The sequence below is a fragment of the Galbitalea sp. SE-J8 genome, assembly GCF_030345695.1.
Classification (GTDB): Bacteria; Actinomycetota; Actinomycetes; order Actinomycetales; family Microbacteriaceae; genus JAUASV01.
The window spans coordinates 169,812-188,038 of sequence record NZ_JAUASV010000004.1; the positions used below are offsets into that span (position 1 = coordinate 169,812).

The 18,227-nt window shown below is 72.4% G+C and carries 20 protein-coding genes; 8 read left to right on the forward strand and 12 right to left on the reverse strand.

The annotated features are described in order from the left end of the window. Window positions 1–105: 105 nt before the first annotated feature. Both QT381_RS04740 and QT381_RS04745 read left to right on the forward strand, forming a co-directional pair. Window positions 106–1,503 (forward strand): polysaccharide pyruvyl transferase family protein, encoded by a 1,398-nt coding sequence (locus QT381_RS04740; RefSeq protein WP_289247583.1) that lies wholly within the window; start codon window positions 106–108, stop codon window positions 1,501–1,503. Window positions 1,504–1,569: 66 nt separating this feature from the next. Continuing rightward, window positions 1,570–2,829 carry an exonuclease/endonuclease/phosphatase family protein gene (locus tag QT381_RS04745; RefSeq protein WP_289247584.1) on the forward strand — a complete coding sequence of 420 codons (1,260 nt, stop codon included), beginning with the start codon at window positions 1,570–1,572 and terminating at the stop codon, window positions 2,827–2,829. 59 nt (window positions 2,830–2,888) lie between these two features. Here the strand turns inward: QT381_RS04745 and QT381_RS04750 are convergent, their stop codons facing one another. The 5 genes from QT381_RS04750 to QT381_RS04770 are packed head-to-tail and all read right to left on the reverse strand — an operon-like array spanning window position 2,889 to window position 8,378. Next, complete coding sequence (locus tag QT381_RS04750) at window positions 2,889–3,761, reverse strand: lytic transglycosylase domain-containing protein (RefSeq protein ID WP_289247585.1); 873 nt, start codon at window positions 3,759–3,761, stop codon at window positions 2,889–2,891. After that, window positions 3,758–5,146, reverse strand: a complete 1,389-nt coding sequence (locus QT381_RS04755) for a dihydrolipoamide acetyltransferase family protein (RefSeq protein WP_289247586.1) — start codon at window positions 5,144–5,146, stop codon at window positions 3,758–3,760. The genes QT381_RS04750 and QT381_RS04755 overlap by 4 nt, the downstream gene beginning before the upstream one ends. Before the next feature lie 4 nt (window positions 5,147–5,150). After that, complete coding sequence (locus QT381_RS04760) at window positions 5,151–6,110, reverse strand: alpha-ketoacid dehydrogenase subunit beta (protein WP_289247634.1); 960 nt, start codon at window positions 6,108–6,110, stop codon at window positions 5,151–5,153. A 56-nt stretch (window positions 6,111–6,166) separates the two neighbouring features. Then, window positions 6,167–7,282, reverse strand: coding sequence for a thiamine pyrophosphate-dependent dehydrogenase E1 component subunit alpha (locus QT381_RS04765; protein ID WP_289247587.1), 1,116 nt, complete (start codon window positions 7,280–7,282; stop codon window positions 6,167–6,169). A gap of 34 nt (window positions 7,283–7,316) precedes the next feature. Beyond that, on the reverse strand, window positions 7,317–8,378 hold the full coding sequence (locus QT381_RS04770; RefSeq protein ID WP_289247588.1) for a histidinol-phosphate transaminase: 1,062 nt from the start codon (window positions 8,376–8,378) through the stop codon (window positions 7,317–7,319). Between the two features lie 83 nt (window positions 8,379–8,461). Here QT381_RS04770 and QT381_RS04775 point away from each other — a divergent pair, with 83 nt between their 5' ends. Then, window positions 8,462–8,863, forward strand: a complete 402-nt coding sequence (locus QT381_RS04775; RefSeq protein ID WP_289247589.1) for a phage holin family protein — start codon at window positions 8,462–8,464, stop codon at window positions 8,861–8,863. A gap of 10 nt (window positions 8,864–8,873) precedes the next feature. Here QT381_RS04775 and QT381_RS04780 read toward each other — a convergent pair whose 3' ends face one another. Together QT381_RS04780 and QT381_RS04785 are read right to left on the reverse strand one after the other, a co-directional pair. Further along, window positions 8,874–10,310 carry an alpha/beta hydrolase family protein gene (locus QT381_RS04780; RefSeq protein WP_289247590.1) on the reverse strand — a complete coding sequence of 479 codons (1,437 nt, stop codon included), beginning with the start codon at window positions 10,308–10,310 and terminating at the stop codon, window positions 8,874–8,876. Next, window positions 10,303–10,575, reverse strand: coding sequence for a hypothetical protein (locus tag QT381_RS04785; RefSeq protein WP_289247591.1), 273 nt, complete (start codon window positions 10,573–10,575; stop codon window positions 10,303–10,305). Before QT381_RS04785 ends, QT381_RS04780 begins: the two co-directional genes overlap by 8 nt. A gap of 113 nt (window positions 10,576–10,688) precedes the next feature. Between QT381_RS04785 and QT381_RS04790 the strand changes: the two genes are divergently transcribed. After that, complete coding sequence (locus QT381_RS04790; RefSeq protein ID WP_289247592.1) at window positions 10,689–11,195, forward strand: low molecular weight protein-tyrosine-phosphatase; 507 nt, start codon at window positions 10,689–10,691, stop codon at window positions 11,193–11,195. Then, window positions 11,192–12,577 carry an adenylosuccinate lyase gene (gene purB / locus QT381_RS04795; protein WP_289247593.1) on the forward strand — a complete coding sequence of 462 codons (1,386 nt, stop codon included), beginning with the start codon at window positions 11,192–11,194 and terminating at the stop codon, window positions 12,575–12,577. The genes QT381_RS04790 and purB overlap by 4 nt, the downstream gene beginning before the upstream one ends. A 13-nt stretch (window positions 12,578–12,590) precedes the next feature. Here the strand turns inward: purB and QT381_RS04800 are convergent, their stop codons facing one another. From QT381_RS04800 to QT381_RS04820, 5 genes are all read right to left on the reverse strand, one after another. Then, entirely contained in the window at window positions 12,591–12,878 is a 288-nt protein-coding gene (locus tag QT381_RS04800) for a hypothetical protein (RefSeq protein WP_289247594.1), read from the reverse strand. Then, window positions 12,875–13,486, reverse strand: a complete 612-nt coding sequence (locus QT381_RS04805; RefSeq protein ID WP_289247595.1) for a hypothetical protein — start codon at window positions 13,484–13,486, stop codon at window positions 12,875–12,877. Before QT381_RS04805 ends, QT381_RS04800 begins: the two co-directional genes overlap by 4 nt. 96 nt (window positions 13,487–13,582) lie before the next feature. Further along, the gene (locus QT381_RS04810; RefSeq protein WP_289247596.1) at window positions 13,583–14,302 is read right to left on the reverse strand and encodes a type 1 glutamine amidotransferase domain-containing protein; all 720 of its coding nucleotides are present in this window, start codon (window positions 14,300–14,302) and stop codon (window positions 13,583–13,585) included. A gap of 113 nt (window positions 14,303–14,415) precedes the next feature. Further along, a complete protein-coding gene (locus QT381_RS04815; RefSeq protein WP_289247597.1) occupies window positions 14,416–15,291 on the reverse strand; it encodes a LysR family transcriptional regulator in 876 nt (291 codons plus the stop codon). Between the two features lie 65 nt (window positions 15,292–15,356). Further along, entirely contained in the window at window positions 15,357–15,968 is a 612-nt protein-coding gene (locus QT381_RS04820) for a TetR/AcrR family transcriptional regulator (RefSeq protein ID WP_289247598.1), read from the reverse strand. Window positions 15,969–16,076: 108 nt separating this feature from the next. On the opposite strand from QT381_RS04820, the gene QT381_RS04825 reads away from it, so the two are divergent. Genes QT381_RS04825 through QT381_RS04835 form a run of 3 tightly spaced genes read left to right on the forward strand, consistent with a single transcriptional unit; the run spans window position 16,077 to window position 18,221 of the window. Continuing rightward, window positions 16,077–16,634: a hypothetical protein gene (locus tag QT381_RS04825; RefSeq protein WP_289247599.1), complete on the forward strand. Its 558-nt coding sequence runs from the start codon at window positions 16,077–16,079 to the stop codon at window positions 16,632–16,634. Next, window positions 16,634–17,875, forward strand: a complete 1,242-nt coding sequence (locus QT381_RS04830; protein ID WP_289247600.1) for a dihydrolipoyl dehydrogenase family protein — start codon at window positions 16,634–16,636, stop codon at window positions 17,873–17,875. The genes QT381_RS04825 and QT381_RS04830 overlap by 1 nt, the downstream gene beginning before the upstream one ends. Before the next feature lie 40 nt (window positions 17,876–17,915). Continuing rightward, window positions 17,916–18,221, forward strand: coding sequence for an EthD family reductase (locus tag QT381_RS04835; RefSeq protein ID WP_289247601.1), 306 nt, complete (start codon window positions 17,916–17,918; stop codon window positions 18,219–18,221). Window positions 18,222–18,227 lie beyond the last annotated feature (6 nt).

Below are 18,227 nucleotides of genomic sequence, written 5' to 3' on the forward strand. Positions count from 1 at the left end.
ACGCACGACGCGCGGAACGATCATCCCGTCCGCGCGCGGGCACTGTCAAAAGCGCATGTGGCCCCCACCACCACCGCTCGCGACTCCCGTCAGAAAGTCGGCACTGTGTCCCCAACCTCCGGGTCTCGAATCCTCCTGCGCGCCGGCAAGTCGCCGTTCGACGTGATCGATCCCGTGTCCTCCCTCGAGGACTACCCGTCCGGCGTGTTCGGCAAGAACGTCGGCAACCTCGTCTTCAGCGACTCGATGCACCGCATCCTCTCGACGCCGGGCACCGAGGTGCTGCCCAACACGTTCCTCGGCGAGCGCACGGGCGTCACCCAGCCCTACCTCGACCGCATCAACGGCGAGTTCGACCACTTCGTCATCCCGCTCGCGAACGCGTTCCGCGTCTCGTTCCTGCAGAACCTCGACCTTCTCACCGACACGATCCTCGGGCTCAGGATCCCCGTCACGGTCGTCGGCGTCGGCGTCTCGGGCGGCGGCGGCAGCCTCGACAAGCAGGTCACGGACGTGCCCGACGAGCTCAAGCGCGGGGTCAAGCGCTTCGTCGACGCCGTGCTCGACCGCTCGGCGACGATCGGCGTGCGCGGCGAGAACACGCGGGTGTTCCTCGACAGCCTCGGCTACGGCGACTCCGTGGTCGACGTCATCGGCTGCCCGTCGCTCTACCGCTGGGGCGGCGACCTGCGTATCGAGAAGAAGGTCGAGAAGCTCAGCCAGTCGAGCGCCATCTCGATGAACATCTCGCCCTACGTGCCGCGGATGGGGCAGGCGTCGCTCTTCCACGCCAAGAAGTACGCGAACCTCATCTACATCCCGCAGGACCTCGAGACCCTGCGCCTGCTCACCTGGGGCACGAACCCCGCGACGTTCAACCCCAAGATGCCGACGAACGACGCGCATCCGTTCTACACGGATGACCGCATCCGCTTCTTCGTCGACTCCCGCACCTGGATCGACGAGCTGCGCGAGCGCGAGTTCTCGTTCGGCACGCGCATCCACGGCAACATCGCCGCGCTCATGGCCGGCACGCCCGCGCACGTGCTCGTGCACGACACCCGCACGCAGGAGCTCGCGGACTTCCACGAGATCCCGTACACGCTCGTCTCCGACCTGCCCGAGCGCATCGACGCCGCGCGCATCTACGAGGCCAGCGACTACAGCCGCTTCAACGCGGGCCACCGCGCTCGCTTCGAGAACTTCACGGCGTTCCTCGCGAAGAACGGGATCGAGCACGTCTTCGAGGAGGGCAGGGCGAACCCGGAGTACGACGAGGCGCTCGCCGCCCTCCCGCTGCCGGGCGCGGTGCGCCGCATCCCCGCCGAGCAGCAGGGCGTCGCCGACCGGCTGCGCTGGATGCACGACCAGCTGCCCGCGAATCGCGACCGGGAGAACTACCGCTTCACCGCACCGGTGCCGCACGTCCGGCCCTCGGCGCCGCAGCGTGTGGGCCTCGTGAGCCGCGCCGCCAGCCGCGTCATGCGCGGCATCCGCGGCTAGGCGACCGGCACGCCCCGATCGGGGGTTTACCCGAGCGAGCACCCCCGGGCTATCGTCGATGGCGTTATGCGCGCACTTCGAACCATCACCGCGGTCGCGGTCGCCGCAGCCCTCGCGCTCGGCACCGCCGCCGTGTCCGCCCCCGCGGACGCGGCGTCCCCCACCGGCCACAAGCACCTCACGGCCGTCGAGGCCCCCGGCGGCAGGATCGCCGTGAAATGGGGCGCCACCACCGGCGTGAAGTCGTACCGGGTAGTCGTCGCCGGCTCGCCCGACATGAAGGCGACCCCCAAGACCTACACGATCAGCAAGAAGAAGACCTCGGCGACCGTCGCCCCGGCGAAGTACGCGGGCGCGAACTCCGGCAACTACTCCTTCGTGCGCGTCTACGCGATCAAGAAGAACGGCAAGGTCGGCGAGTCGCCCTACGTGAAGGTGCGCCTCTCGGGCGCGGACGCCCAGCCGCCCGCCGGCGACGCATCCGTCGCGGTGGCGACCTTCAACATCCGCACCGGCGAGGCGACCTCGGGCCCGTCGTGGGAGAGCCGACGCGACGCCGTGGCCGCGCAGATCGCGAGCAGCGGCGCGGCCGTCGTCGCGATCCAGGAGGCCGGCTACAAGATCGGCGCCTGCCGCGTCGTCGTCACGGCCTTCCCGGGCGGCAAGACCAAGGCGAAGGACTGCTTCTGGCAGTTCGAGGACCTCGAGGCCAGGCTGGGCGGTCAGTACCGGCTCGTCAGCTCGACCGAGTACGCCAGCGGTGCCGGCGCGCTCGGCAAGGAGAGCACGCGCATCCTCTACGACCCGACGAGGGTGACCCTCGGCGACCAGGGCTTCTTCGCGCCATCGAAGGTGGACAAGAACCTGCAGTACGTGCCCTGGGCGCACTTCACCGACGTCGCGTCGGGCAAGCCGTTCACGTTCGTCGCCGTGCACCTCGCGAACAACGCGGCGGGCAAGAAGGAGGCCGCGTGGTCGAAGCTGCGCGCGCAGCAGGCGAAGAAGGTCATCGCGTTCGCGAAGTCGCAGCTCGGCTACGGCCAGGTCATCGTCGCGGGCGACATGAACTCGAACATGTACACCCTCCCGGCCAATCTCGTCGACCAGGAGTTCGTGCGGGCCGGCGCGTTCGACGCGTACGCGACCCACGACAACCAGAACGAGTTCTACGCGACGTTCAACGAGTTCAAGGCGCCCAAGGCGTCCGCGTCGCGCACGGACTACATCTTCACGTTCGGCGTGAAGGGCTCCTACTCGTACAAGAACTGGATCACCCGGGCGAAGCTCTCGGACCACTTCATGCAGTCCGCGATTCTGCCGATCTGACGCTGCGGCGCCCCGGCGCGCACCGCCTGTCGTCTCGAGCTCGACGAGAAGCGACCCGGTCAGCGCGCGGCGGCCGCGTAGGCCGTCGCGGCCCCGCGCACGGCGTCGAGGTAGGAGTCGGCCGGGTTGTACGAACGGATGGCGCGCTCCCACGCCGCGCCGCCCCGCAGGTCGGCGCCGGGCGCGCACAGGTAGCGCGCCGCCGCGACGCTCGCGTCGTACAGGTTCTGCGGATCGGCGACCCCGTCGCCCGACGCGTCGACGCCGTCCGCTCGCCAGGTCGAGGGCAGGAACTGCAGCGGTCCGATCGCTCGATCCCAGCGGTCGTCGCCGTCCCACGCGCCGCCGTCGGTGTCGGCGATCGCGCCGTACACGCCGCCGTCGAGGGCCGGCCCGACGATCCTCGGCGTCACGGTGCCGTCGGCCGCGACGCTCGTGCCGTCGATCGTGCCGTGCGCGGACTCCGCCCTTCCGATGCCCGCGAGCGTGTTCCAGCCCAGGTGGCAGCCGGGTTCCGCGGTCGCCAGCACCGCGGTGGCGCGGGCGTACGCGTCGAGCGCGACCGGCGGGACGCCCGTGGCCGCGGCCGTCCCGGCGAGCCAGGCCGGGTCGATGCGGATCGCCGCGGCCGCGGCGCCGAGGCGTGCCCCCGCGCCCCCTTCCCCGCCCCCGTCGCGGCCGGGGTCGGCGCCGGGAGCCGGGGTCGCATCCGTCCGCGTCGCGCCCGGCGCCGGGGACGCGGATGCCGCGAGCACCGGCACGGCGTCCGCCTGGGCGACGACGCGATCCCGGGTCGCCGTGGCGTCGAGCCGCGAGATCCACGCGACGCCGACGGCGGCGAACGCCGTCACGACGACGACCGCCGCGATCAGGAGCGCGACCAGTCGGCCGGCGCCGCCGCGACCCGGCGACGACCCCGCGGCATCCGTCACTCGAGCAGGAGTGCGGGCTCCTCGAGCACGCTCGCGACATCCGCGATGAACCGGCTGATCACGTCGCCGTCGACGACGCGGTGGTCGAAGCTGCCGCCCACGGTGGTCACGAACGCCGGCCGCACCTCGCCGTCGATCACCCACGGCTTCTGACGGATGGCGCCGAGCACGATGATCGCGACCTCTCCCGGGTTGAGGATCGGCGTGCCCGTGTCGACGCCGTACGAGCCGAGGTTCGTGATCGTGATCGTGCCGTTCGCCATGTCGGCGGGCGTCGTCTTGCCGTCGCGCGCCGTGAGCGTGAGCTGCTCGAGCGCCTTCGCGAGCTCGAGCAGGCTGAGCTCCTGGGCGTCCTTGACGTTCGGCACGATGAGCCCGCGGGGCGTCGCCGCGGCGATGCCCAGGTTCACGAAGTGGCGCACGATGATCTCCCGATCCGTCCACGCCGAGTTCACCATCGGGTTGCGGCGCACCGCCCAGATCACGGCCTTCGCCATGACGAGCAGCGGGCTCACCCGCACGCCCGCGAACTCGGGACTCGCCTTCAGGCGCTTCACGAACTCCATCGTGCGCGTGGCGTTCACGTCGGTGAACACGCTCACGTGCGGGGCCGTGAACTTCGAGGTGACCATCGCCGTCGCGATCGCCTTGCGCACGCCCTTGACCGGGATGCGCTCCTCGCGGTCGGCGCCCCACGCGGGCGTCTCGATGTTGCGGAACACGCTCGCCTGCTGCGCGTGACGGATGACGTCGTCGCGCGTGATCTCGCCCGCGAGCCCGGTGCCGGGCACGGCCTGGAGGTCGACCCCGAGGTCCTTCGCGAGCTTGCGGATCGGCGGCTTCGCGATGATCGGCAGGGCGGATGCCGCGGGCACGCTCGACGGGCGCGCGGGGGCCGGTGCGCCGTTCGCGGGCGCCGCGGTCGGGTGCAGCGCCGGCACCGCGGTCGGCGCGGGACCGCCCGCGGCCTTGCGCCGGCGGGAGACGCCGTGGCCCTTGATGCCGTAGCCGACGAGCACGGGGCCGGGGGCGTCCTCCGGGACGTCGCCCTCCTCGACCGGCACGGTGCCCGCCGTGTCGGCGATCGGCGTGGACACCGGGGCGGACGGCACCGCGGCGTCCGTGGCCTCGCCCTGGAAACGGATGATGGGCGTGCCCACCTCGACCGTGTCGCCCTCGCCGACGAGCAGCTCCGACACGACGCCGCCGAACGGGCTCGGCAGCTCGACGAGCGACTTCGCGGTCTCGATCTCGACGATGACCTGGTTGACCGCGATCTCGTCGCCGGGCTTGACCCTCCACCCGACGATCTCGGCCTCGGTCAGGCCCTCGCCGACATCCGGCAGGGTGAATTCGTTGCTCACGAGCGGTGCTCCTTGGGGCATGGGCCTAGTACGCCAGGGCGCGGTCGACGGCCTCGAGCACGCGATCCGCGTCGGGCAGGTGGGAGGTCTCGAGGCGCGCGGGCGGGAACGGGATGTCGAAGCCGGTCACCCGCAGCACGGGCGCCTGCAGCGAGTAGAACGCGCGCTCGGTGACGGTCGCCGCGATCTCCGACGAGATCGACACGAACCCCGGCGCCTCGGAGGCGACGACGAGGCGGCCGGTCTTCTGCACGCTCTCGACGATCGGCCCGTAGTCGATGGGCGAGAGCGAGCGCAGGTCGACGACCTCGAGGCTCGTGCCCTCCTCCTCGGCGAGGTTCGCCGCCTCGAGCAGTGTCGATACCATCGCGCCGTGCCCGACCACCGTCACCTCCGTGCCGGTTCGCACCACACGGCTCGCGTGCAGCGGCGTCGGGTTGCCCGACAGGTCCACCTCGCCCTTCGGCCAGTAGCGGCTCTTCGGCTCGAAGAACAGCACCGGGTCGTCGCTGCGGATCGCCTCCTGGATCATCCAGTACGCGTCGTGCGGGGTCGCGGGGCTCACCAGGCGCAGGCCGGCGGTGTGCGCGAACAGCGCCTCCGGGCTCTCGGAGTGGTGCTCGATCGCGCCGACGTGACCGCCGTAGGGCACCCGGATGACGACCGGGAACGACTGCGTGCCCATGTGGCGGTTGGTGAGCTTCGCGAGCTGCGACGTGATCTGGTTGTAGGCCGGGAAGATGAAGCCGTCGAACTGGATCTCGCAGACCGGCCGGAAGCCGGCCATCGCGAGCCCGATCGCCGTGCCGACGATGCCGGCCTCGCCGAGCGGGGTGTCGATGACACGCTGCTTGCCGAACTCGTTCTTGAGGCCCTCGGTCACCCGGAACACGCCGCCGAGCGTGCCGATGTCCTCGCCCATGAGCAGCACGCGCGGGTCGTCGGCGAGCGCACGGCGCAGTCCGGCGTTGATGGCCTTCGCCATCGGCAGCGTCTGCACCCCGGCGGGCGCCGCGGCCGGGGCGGTCGGGTCGATGAGGGTCACGCGGCACCTCCGAACGAGGCCTCGTAGTCGGCCAGCCACTGCTTCTGGGTCGCGATGAGCGGGTGCGGCTCGCTGTACACGTGGTCGAACATGCGCGACTGCGGCGGCTCGCCGAGCTCGAACGTGCCCCGACGGATGCCGGCCGCCACGTCGAGCGCCTCGCGCTCGACGTCCGCGAAGAACTCCTCGCCCGCGCCGCGCGCGCGCAGGAACGCCTCGAACCGGGTCAGCGGGTCGCGCGCCGCCCACGGCGCCGTGTCGTCATCCGTGCGGTACTTCGTCGGGTCGTCGCTCGAGGTGTGCGCGCCCATGCGGTAGGTGAGCGCCTCGATGAAGCGCGGACCCCGGCCGGCTCGGGCCGCATCGAGCGCGAGCCGCGTCGCCGCGTAGCTCGCGAGCGCGTCGTTGCCGTCGATCTGCACGGCCGGGATGCCGAAGCCCTCCGGGCGGTGGAACAGCGGCGTGCGCGACTGCGTCGTCACGGGCACCGAGATCGCCCAGTGGTTGTTCTGCAGGAACATCACGAGCGGCGCCTGGAAGCTCGCCGCCCAGATCATCGCCTCGTTGGTGTCGCCCTCGCTCGTCGAGCCGTCGCCGAAGTAGACGATCGTCGCGGCATCCGTTCCGGGGTCCCCCGTGCCGGTCAGGCCGTCGAACAGCTGGCCCATCGCGAAGCCCGCGGCGTGCAGGGTCTGCGCGCCGATGACGAGCGTGTAGAGGTGGAAGTTGCCGACCTCGCGCGGGTCCCAGCCGCCGAGCGTCATGCCCCGCCAGTACTCGATGAGCCGCATCGGGTCGAGGCCGTGGTGGTAGGCGACGACCGCCTCGCGGTAGGACGGGAAGACGTGGTCCTGGCCGCGCGTCGCGAACGCCGAGCCGATCTGCGCGCCCTCCTGGCCGAGGCTCGGCACCCAGAGCGCGAGCTGCCCCTGACGTTGCAGGTTGATCGCCTCGAGGTCGAACCGGCGGGCCACGACCATCTCGCGGTGCATCCGCTGCAGGTCGTCGTCGGAGAGCTCGGCGACGACGGCGAGCGCCTCCGCGGTGCTGTCGTCCTCGATGAGCCGGCCCTCGGGCGTGAGCAGCTGGAGCGGCGCCTGGGTGGTGGGCATTGCCCTAATCTAACGCGGCGCCCCGGGGGCCCGGTCAGAGGTCGCGGACAACCTCCGCGGCCGCGGCCAGGAGGTTGTCGACAGCCTCGCGCTCGCCGATCGAGATCCGCACGCCCTCGCCGAGCGCCCGCACCACGATGCCGTGGCGCGCGAACACCTCCGCGGCCTCGAGCGTGCGCTCGTCCGTCGGCAGCCAGATGAAGTTGCCGTGCGGCCGGGGCGAGTTCCAGCCCTGCGCGACGAGCGCCTGCCAGATCTCGTCGCGCAGCGCGCCGAGATGGGTGACGCGCTCGAGCAGCTCGTCCTCGTGGTCGAGGCTCACGATCGCGGCCTTCTGCGCCGCGTCGATCACCGAGAGCGGGATCGCGACGGCGCGAGCGGCATCCATGACGTAGGCCGGGCCGACCGCGTAGCCGACCCGCAGTCCGGCGAGGCCGTAGGCCTTCGAGAAGGTGCGCAGCAGCACGAGGTTCGGATGCGCGTGCAGCACGTCGGTGCCGCGCACCGCGCTCGGGTCGGTGACGAACTCGATGTACGCCTCGTCGAGCACCACGAGCACGGATGCCGGCACCGTCGCCATGAACGCGTCGAACTCGTCGCGCGTCACGATCGCCCCGGTCGGGTTGTTCGGGCTGCAGACGATGACGACGCGCGTGCGGTCGGTGATCGCCGCGGCCATCGCGTCGAGGTCGTGCCGCTCGTCGGGCGTGTTCGGCACCCGCACGCTCGTCGCCCCGGCGACCGCGACGAGGCCGGGGTACGCCTCGAAGCTGCGCCAGGAGAAGACGATCTCGTCGCCGACGCTCGCCGCTGCGGTGATCAGCTGCGAGAGGACGGCGACGGAGCCCGAGCCGACCTGCACCTGCGCGGCGGAGACCCCGAAGCGCTCTGCCAGGCGCTCGCGGAGCGCCACGGCGAGCGCGTCGGGGTACCGGTTGACGCTCGCCTCGGCGATCGCCTCGCGCACGCTCGGCAGCGGGTCGAACGGGTTCTCGTTGCTCGACAGCTTGAAGGCCTCGGCCGCCGCGGGCTTGCCCTGCTGGTAGGGCGCCATCGCGGCGATCTCGGGCCGGAGGGTCACGCGCTCGCTCGTCACCGTCTCACCCTAGGGTGCGGCGGTGCCCGCGGGCGCGCGCGTGGCTCATTGCGACCGCTCGGGCCGCCGGGCATAGTGGGCGCATGTCACGTCTGCTCGTCCGGATCGTCGTGAACGCGATCGCACTGTGGTTGACCACCCTCATCGTGACCGGGGTGCAGGTCGTGCCGTTCGCGCCGGGCGGCACGGTCGAGAAGGTGCTCACCTACCTCTTCGTCGCCCTCGTGTTCGGCATCGTCAACGGCACGGTCGGCACGCTCATCCGCGTCGTGGCGTTCCCCATCTACATCCTCACGCTCGGACTCATCGCGCTCGTCGTCAACGCCCTGCTGCTCCTGCTCGTGAGCTGGATCACCTCGCTGTTCGGCTTCGGGCTCGAGGTCGCCGACTTCGGCTGGGGCGTCGTCGCGGCGATCGTGCTCGGCCTGATCAGCTGGCTGCTGGGGCTGCTGCTGCGCCCGCTCGTGCGCGGCGACCGGCGCTGAGCCCTGCCGGTCACCGCACGCGCGACGAGGCGTACTTCTCGACCGTGACGGACGTCGCTCCGCCCGTGACGGATGCGATGGCCGACGTCAGCCTCGCGATCCGCGGGTCGTCGCTCTGCTGGGCGAGCGCGGCGGTCTGCTCGTAGGTCGCCGCATCGTGGGCGACGACGGGGATGTCGGTCGCCTTCGGCATCGGGCCGTCGTCCCACGGGGCGCGCTTCACGTCGACGGTGCGGGAGTCGCCGCCGAGCGCCGCGACGGGATCGCCGTCGTGCACGAGGCGCACGTCGGGCGTGCCCCGGTCGACGTCGACCTGGTCCGCGGGCGAGCCGATCTCGAACACCCCGGCCGTGCGGTAGTCGCCCGACGCCGCGAGCTCGTGCGCGATCAGCCCGCCCTGCGAGTGGCCGACGAAGACCACGTCGCTCTCGCTCGACACCCCGGCCTGCGCCATCGCCTCCCGCGCGGCGCGCTCGGCACCGGACGACAGCCCGCCCATCGCGTCCAGGTTGCTCGTCATGTCGGACGGGTCGGCGCTGCCCGTCGCCGTCCAGGTGTTCGTGCCCGCGATGTAGACGATGAACCCGTCCGCCCGGCCCGGCCGGTGGTACCGCTCGACCCGGACCCGCGACGCGGCGTCGTCGTCGTTCGTCGGCAGCCGGCGCACGAGCTCGTCGAGGGTGGGGCTCGCGGTCGACCCCGTCTCGCGCGCGATGCGGCGCACCTCGACCCGCGACTCCCGGTACAGGCCGAGCGCGGGCAGTGTCGTGCCGAGCAGGCGCGCCACGTCACGCGAGTCGACCCACCCGGTCTCGTCGTCGCCCGCGATGAGCGAGCCCGGCATCGGCACGCCCGCGAACCCGCCGAGGAACTCGTCGGCGTCCCGCGTCGCCGCTCGCAGCAGCATCGCGAGCAGCGGGTTGCTCGTCAGCCGGGGACGGTCGTGCAGGAACCGTTCTGCCGCGTGCGCGAGGTTCGAGATGCCGCGATCGCGGATGCGGCGGAAGTCGTCGCCGCCGACGGCGCCCGTGATCATCCAGCCCGCGGCCGCGTGCGCTCCCGCGATCACGAGCGCGGGCAGCGCGATGCGCACGAGCGCGCCGAGCGTCCAGGCGATCGCCGCGGTGGCCACGTGCGCGGCGCGATCGGCCAGCACGTAGGCGAGAGCGGCGGCCGCGAGCAGCGCCGCCTCGCGCTCCGCCCCGGCGACGAACGCGTCGACGCGCGCTCTGGCCTCGTCGATCTCGTCCTCGGTGCGATAGCAGGGGTACGGCGCACCGGCGGCCATGAGCAGCGCCCGGGGCACCGCGCCGTCGGCGACGCCGAGGGCGAGCGAGGCGAGGCGCGCCTCGAGCGACGACGATGCGATGCGCGACGCGAGGGCCAGCAGGTGCGCGGTGTCGACCGCGAGCTCGTTCGGCGACGCGACGGTGATGTCGTCACTCATCGAGCCACGCCGTCGTGTACCAGCCGCTCGTGTGCGCGGCGGACGTCGCCCGGGCGGCCTCGCCGAGCGCGGTGCGCATGCCGGCCAGGTCCCGTGCGAACCCGGCGGACGCCGGGCCTCGCCAGGATGCGCCGGGCGAGCGCGGCAGCGCGGCGAGCGCGGCCTCGAGGCGGCCCTGTGCGAGCGCGAGGGCGCCCTGCTGCGCCTCCACGCCGACGCGCAGCGCCAGGCGCGCCGCCTCGGTGAGGGGATCGAGTGTCGTCATGCCGACGAGGATGATCCGTGGGAGGCCCCGGCAGGGGCGTCCGTCGGCGACCGTCGCCGACATCCGCCGATCTGCCCGCTGTGGAGGAGCGGATTCTGCGCAAGGATCGACGCATGGGCCCGAGCGACGACCGCTTCACCGTGTGCTTCGTCTGCACCGGGAACATCTGCCGATCGCCGATGGCCGAGGTGATCTTCCGCGAGCTCGTCGACCGCGCCGGGCTCGTCGGCCGGGTCAGCGTCTCGAGTGCCGGGACCGGCGACTGGCACGTCGGCGAGCGCGCCGACGCGCGCACCCTCGCGGCGCTCGAGCGGCGCGGCCACGACGGGTCCCGGCATCGGGCGCGGCAGTTCGACCCGGCGTGGCTGCCGTCGATCGACCTCGTGATCGCGTTCGACCGCAGTCACGAGCGCATCCTCCGCTCCTGGGCGCGCACCGACGACGACCGCGGCAAGGTGCGCCTGCTCACGTCGTTCGACCCGGAGCGCGCCTCGCTCGACGTGCCCGACCCGTACTATTCGGATGCCGCCATGTTCGACGACGTGCTCTCCACCATCGAACGTGCGAGCCGCGCGCTGTTCGCGCAGATCCTGCCCGCCCTCCGCCAGGGAGCCTCATGAGTCCTCTGCCCCCGCAGCCCGTCAGCCCGCTCGACGGGCGTTACCGAGCCGCCGTCGGCGTGCTCGGCGAGCACCTGTCGGAGGCCGGCCTGAACCGCGCGCGCGTGCAGGTCGAGGTGGAGTGGCTGCTCTACCTCACCGACCACGAGCTGTTCGGCTCGCAGCACCTCACCGCCGAGCAGGCGCACGCGCTGCGCGCCCTCGTGGCGGACTTCGGCCAGCCCGAGATCGACCGGCTCGCCGAGCTCGAGGCCACCACCCGGCACGACGTGAAGGCCGTCGAGTACCTCGTGCGCGAGAAGCTCGCGGCCCTGGGGCTCACGGATGTGGCCGAGCTCACCCACTTCGCGTGCACGAGCGAGGACATCAACAATCTGTCCTACGCGATCACGATCGGTGCGGCGGTGCGCGAGACGTGGCTGCCCGCGGCGCGCGGCATCGTCGCCCGGCTCACGGAGCTCGCCCGCGAGCACGCCGCGACCCCGCTGCTCGCCCACACCCACGGGCAGCCCGCGACGCCGACGACAGTCGGCAAGGAGTTCGCCGTCTTCGCGCACCGTCTCGAGCGCGTGCTCGCCCAGGTCGAGGCGACCGAGTACCTCGGCAAGTTCAGCGGCGCGACCGGCACCTTCGGGGCGCACGTCGTCGCCGACCCGAGCCTGGACTGGCCCGCGATCTCGCGCGAGTTCGTCACCTCGCTCGGACTCGACTGGAACCCGCTCACCACCCAGATCGAGTCGCACGACTGGCAGGCCGAGCTCTACGCTCGCATCAGCCATGCCGGTCGCATCCTGCACAATCTGTGCACGGACATCTGGACCTACATCTCGATGGGCTACTTCACCCAGATCCCGCAGGCGGGCGCGACGGGGTCGTCGACGATGCCGCACAAGATCAACCCCATCCGGTTCGAGAACGCGGAGGCCAACCTCGAGCTCGCGAGCGCGCTCCTCGACTCGCTCGCGGCGACGCTCGTGACGAGCCGCCTGCAGCGCGACCTCACCGACTCCACGACACAGCGCAACGTCGGCGTCGCCCTCGGTCACTCGCTGCTCGCGCTCGACAACATCGCGCGCGGCCTCGGCGAGTTCAGCGTCGCGACCGACGTGCTCGCCGCCGACCTCGACCGGAACTGGGAGGTGCTCGGCGAGGCGATCCAGACGGTCATCCGCGCCGAGGTGACGGCCGGGCGCAGCTCGATCGCCGATCCGTACGCGATGCTCAAAGAGCTCACGCGCGGCAAGGGGGTGACGCGGGCCGACCTCGTCGCGTTCGTCGACGGGCTCGACATCGGCGCGGATGCGAAGGCCCGCCTGACGGCGCTCACGCCGGCCGGCTACACGGGCGTCGCGGCGCGGCTCGTCGACTACCTCGAGGGCTGACCGCGGGGCGGGATCAGTGCCCGCGCGGCTCCTCGCCCCGGTTCTGCTCGCCCCGGTTCTGCTCGTCGAGGTCGGCCTGCTCGTCGCCGGTCGGCCGGGCCGCGAGCGAGAGCATCGCGAGCACGACGAGCCCGACGATGAACGCGACGCCGCCGAACTCGAGCGCGATGAGCGGCTCACGGGTGCCCATGAACACGACCGCGGTGACGAAGACGCCCAGCACGGCCGCGAACACGAGCAGCTGCACGGGCCGGCGGCGGTCCCGCTTGTCCGGCTGGTTCTTGCCCGGCGTTGCGCTCACGACGCCACCTCCACGGTCGATGCGCGCGACCACCGCAGCGACAGCGCGGCGATGAACAGGTAGACGCCGAGGATCGCCGCGTAGGCGCCGACGAGGCCGGTGACCATGACGGATGCGGTGAGCGCGCGCTTCACCTCGTCCGGCCCGACGAACACCTGGTTGAGGTCGACGGGCACGAGCAGCACGGCGATCGCGAACAGCCCGGTGAGGGCCCCCGCGAACACCCATTCCCGGGCGAGGCTCGATCGCCCGCGGGAGCGCAGTCCCCGGAACAGCTCGATGAACGCCGTCAGCGCCGCCCAGCTGCTCAGCACGAACAGCAGGATCGCGATCTCGTCCCGCGCGACGAGGATCGAGACGACACCCGCCACCCCGCTCACGGCACCCTGCACGATGCCGGCCACCGGCAGCGGGCCGGTCACGGCGCCCACGCCGATAACGAGCCCGCTCACGATCGCGAACAGGCCGAACGCGAGCGCCCCGACGGCGGTCGCGTGGTCGGCGGAGAAGGTGACCACGAGGGCCACGACCAGGGCGACGACGGCGCGCGCGAGGAGCACGATCCATGCGCGACCCGGCGTCGCCGCGTCGGCAGCAGGACTGGACACAAGAGCCTTCCGACGCTCGACAAACGACATGCCAGTGTACCGCCGCGCGGATGGGCGCCGGCCGGGGCCGGTCGAGTTCGTCGACGGCGGGATGCGCTACGACCGGGCCGCCGCATCCTCGGCGAGGGCTGCGACGACCGCGGCGGCGACCGCGTGGCTCGACTGCGGGTTCTGCCCGGAGACCAGGTTGCCGTCGCGCACGACGTGGCTCGACCACGCGGCGCCCTCGTCGAGGATCGCCCCGCGCTCGGCGAGGGCCGACGCGACGAACCACGGTGCCGCCGCACCGAGGCCGCCGGTGCGCTCCTCCTCGTCGGAGAACACCGTGAGGCGACGTCCCGCGAAGGCGAACGCGCCGCCCGCGTCCACGGCGCTCAGCAGGCCGGCGGGGCCGTGGCAGAACGGCGCGATGAGCGTGCCCGCGCCGTTCGCGCGGATGAGGATCGCGCCGAGCACCGGGTCGGTGGCGAGGTCGGCCATCGGCCCGTGCCCGCCGGGCAGCACGATCGCCCCGACCCCGGAGAGGTCGACCGCGTCGAGCGAGAGCGGATGCGCGAGCTCGTCCGCGATGGACGCGAGGTAGCCGGCGAGCTCGTCGACGCGGGCCTGGTCGCCGACGATCGCCGCGCTGAGCGACCCGGGGTCGACCGTCGGGCGCTCGCCGCCCGGCGTCGCGATCGTGACGTCGTGACCGGCGGCGACGAGGTCGCGGTGCGCGACGACGAGCTCCTCGGCCCAGAAGCCGGTGGGGTGGGCGCTGCCGTCGGCGAGGGTGAGCGAGTCGGCCGCGGTGACGACCATGAGGATGCGAGACATCGGGTTCCTTTCGACGCTCGCAGTCTCGCCGGGCCGCGGGGCTCGCGGCACTCGGTTCTCCGATGGACCCCATCGGAGAATGTGACGACGCCGCCGACGGGCCGCGTCGCGCGTCAGCGGACGAGGCGCCGCAGCTCGGCGACGAGCGCCCGCGCGGGCGCGGACGGCGTCTCGCCGGCCCGCGTGGCGAGGAACACGGTGTTGAGCGGGGCGACCTCGGGGCGGTGCAGCGCGACGAGATCACCGCGCGCGAGGTCGGCCTCGACGAGGTAGTGCGGCAGCACCGACATGCCGGCGCCGCCCAGCAGGGCCACGCGGATGCCGCGCAGGTCGGGCACCACGGCGCTCAGCTGCAGGGCGTCCGGTCGGCGCCCGAACACGGAGCGCCAGTAGCGCCGCACGATCGGCAGGTTGCCCGCGTACGCGATCACCGGGATCCGCTCCGGGTTCGCGACCGCGTCCGCCCAGTGCGGGGCCGCGACGAGCACGAACTCCTCGTCGTACAGCGGGGTCGCGGCGACGCCCGCCGCCCGCGGCGGCACCGCGCTCACGACGACGTCGAGCTCACGCGTGCGCAGCGCCTCCAGCAGCTCGTCCGCGAGGCCGAACCGGAACCACACGGGTGCGGCGACGGCCGCGCCGAGGGCGGCGAGGTGCGGCAGCACGGCGCTCGCGATCAGGTCCGCGGGCCCGCCGAGGTGGACGGCACGGGGGCTCGGAACGGCGGTCGCGGCGAGCGCCGTCAGATCGTCGAGCGCGTCGATGTGGGGCCCGAGCTCGCGCGCCAGCTCGCTGCCCTTCGCGGTCGTCGTGACCCCGGTGCGACCGCGGACGAACAGGCGGTACCCGAGCGCCGCCTCGAGCGAACGGATGTGCGCTGAGACCGTCGGCTGCGACAGACCGAGCAGGCCGGCGGCTTCGGTGAGCGACCCGGCGCGGTGCACCGTGAGGAACGTGCGCAGGTGCTCGAGACTGCCCGTCGACGGCATCGCCCCTCCGTTCCGACCCTGTCAGCGGCCGGGGCCAGTCTTTCAGGGGTCGACGCCGCATCCGCCTAGGAAGCGGACGGGGCGGCCGCGTCCAGCGTGGCGAGGTAGGCGGCCCGCAGGGTTTCGCTGATCTCGTCGGGCTCGCCGAGGTAGCCGCCGACCATCGCGCCGTCACGGAGCATCATCAGCTGACGAGCGGTCTTCTCGGGTTCGGGGACACCGGCGTCGGCCGCGATGCCGGCGAAGACGTCGCGGGTCCAGCGTCGGTGCGCGTCCACCACGATCCGCACCGGATCGGCGGCGTCGGGCGTCTCGGCGGCGGCGTTGATGAACGCGCATCCGCGGAATCCGGGCGTGCAGCTGGCGGCGCCGATGAATCCGGCGATCCTCCGCAGGGCGCTGCGGGGGTCGGCGCCCGACCGGGCGTCGTCGAAGGCGGCGCGCTCCTGGTCGGCCTGCCGCTCGAGGTAGGCGACGACGAGGTCGGTCTTGGTGGGGAAATGGCGGTAGAACGTGACCTTCGAGATGCCGGCCGCCTCGATGACGCGATCGGCGCTCGTGCCGCGGATGCCGTTGGCATAGATCAGGTCCGAGGCGGCGTCGAGGATGCGGTTCCGCGCCACGCCCTCGTGGCCGCGGCCCGTCGCCTCGGTCGTCTTCGTGGCCGTGTCGCTCACGGATGCTCCTTCCTGGCCGCCTCGACTTGCGCCGCGGTGCACGCTCACTCTAGAGTCCCGATTGTAGACGTACTAGTTCGTCTACAAAATCGGAATGGACGTGACCTCATGACAACCATCGATTCACCGACCGCGAGTCCTCTGGCGAGGACCCTGCGGCGGCTCTACTTCACCCGCTTCGGCTTCGCCGTCGTGTGGGCCCTGCTCCTCGCCCTCGTCGCCGCGAACGTGGCGCCCCTGCTCACGGTGCTGCTCGTGCTCTACCCGCTCGTCGACGCGGCGTCGGTCTTCACCGAGCTCCGTGCGGCGGGCACCTCGCCGCGCTCGCGCATCAGCGAGACCGTCAACATCGTGGTCAGCGTGCTGGCCGCCATCGCACTCGGCTGGGCGTCGTTCCTGTCGACCGCCGCCGTGCTGGGCGTGTGGGGCGTGTGGGCGGTGCTCGCCGGGGCGACCCAGTTGCTCACCGGCGTCAGCCGGCGGAAGCTCGGCGGTCAGTGGCCGCTCATGGTCAGCGGCGGCCTCTCGGTGCTGGTCGGTTTCGCCTTCCTCGCGCAGGGGCTCTCCGGCGCCAGCAGCGTGACGTCGGTCGCCGGCTACGCGACCCTGGGCGGAGTGCTGTTCCTCATCTCGGCGATCCGCCTCGCGCGGGCGGCTCGCGCCTGATGGCCGGGGACCAGCACACTCCGGCACCGGACTACGACCTCATCGTCATCGGTGCCGGCCCCGTCGGGGAGAACGTCGCCGACTACGCGACCCGGCGCGGCATCCGCGTGGCCATCGTCGAATCCGAGCTCGTCGGAGGCGAGTGCTCCTACTGGGCCTGCATGCCGTCGAAGGCGCTGCTGCGCAGTGGCCACGCCCTCCGCGCCGCGGAACGCCTCGACGGCGCGCGGCAGGCGACGACCGGATCGCTCGACGCCCCCGCCGTGCTCGCCCGGCGGAACGCGTTCGCGAGCGACTGGAAGGATGACGGGCAGGTCGAGTGGTTGAGCTCGGCCGGCATCGACCTGATCCGCGGGCACGCCCGCATCACCGGCCCCGGCCTGATCGAGGTCGACGGTCGCGCCTACCGCGCGACGGCCGTCGCCGTGGCGACCGGGTCGATCCCGGTGCTCCCCGACGTGCCGGGGCTGCCGGCCGCGAAACCCTGGGGCACTCGTGAGGCGACCAGCGCCGCCGCTGTCCCTCCGCGTCTGCTCGTGGTCGGCGGCGGCGTCGCCGGCACCGAGCTGAGCGACGGCACGATCGTGACGTCGGACGAGATCCTGATCGCGACCGGGCGTCGGCCGGCCACCCTCGACCTCGGCGTCGAGACCGTCGGCCTGGTGCCGGGGGAGTGGCTGACCGTCGACGACACCCTGCTCGTGTCGGGCACCGACTGGCTCTACGCGGTGGGCGACGTCAACGGGCGCGCGCTCCTCACGCACCAGGGCAAGTACCAGGCCCGTGCCGCCGGAGAGGCGATCGCCGCCCGGATCACCGGCGCGCCCGTGCACGCGGAGCCGTGGGGCGACCACGTCGCCACGGCGGATCACGCGGCCGTGCCCCACGTCGTCTTCACCGACCCCGAGGTGGCGCGAGCCGGCCTCACCGAGCGCGAGGCCCGTGCGCGAGGCCTCGCCGTGCGGGTCGTCGAGTACGACCTCGGCTGGGTATCCGGCGCCAAGCTGCACGCGGACGGATACGAGGGCCGCGCGGTGTTCATCATTGACGAGGACCGGCAGGTCATCGTCGGTGCGACGTTCGTCGGCCAGGACGTCGCCGAACTGCTCCACTCGGCCACCATCGCCATCGTCGCCGAGGTCCCCCTCGCGCGTCTCTGGCACGCCGTTCCCTCCTACCCCACCATCAGCGAAGTCTGGCTGCGCCTCCTGGAGACGTACGGCCGCCCGACCGCCCGTTAGAGCCGACTACCCACACAAGAAGCAAGAGAAGGAAGACACCATGCCCACGAAGATCACCATCATCGTCGACAACCCGGCCGACGCGGAGGCGTTCGAGAACGGCTACCCGGAGATCGTCGCCCTCGCCCAGCAGCTGCCGAAGCTGCGCCGCACGGAGTCGGCGAAGGTCTGGCCGAAGGAGGACGGCACCCCGACCCCCTCGCACCGCACCCTCGACCTCTACTTCGACAGCTACGACGACGCCTCGGCAGCCGTCGCGACGCCCGCGGCCGCCGAGTTCTTCCAGCGCCTGGTCGGAACGGGCACACCGTTCACCGGGCTGTTCTCCGACATCGAACCGGTCTGACCGGCG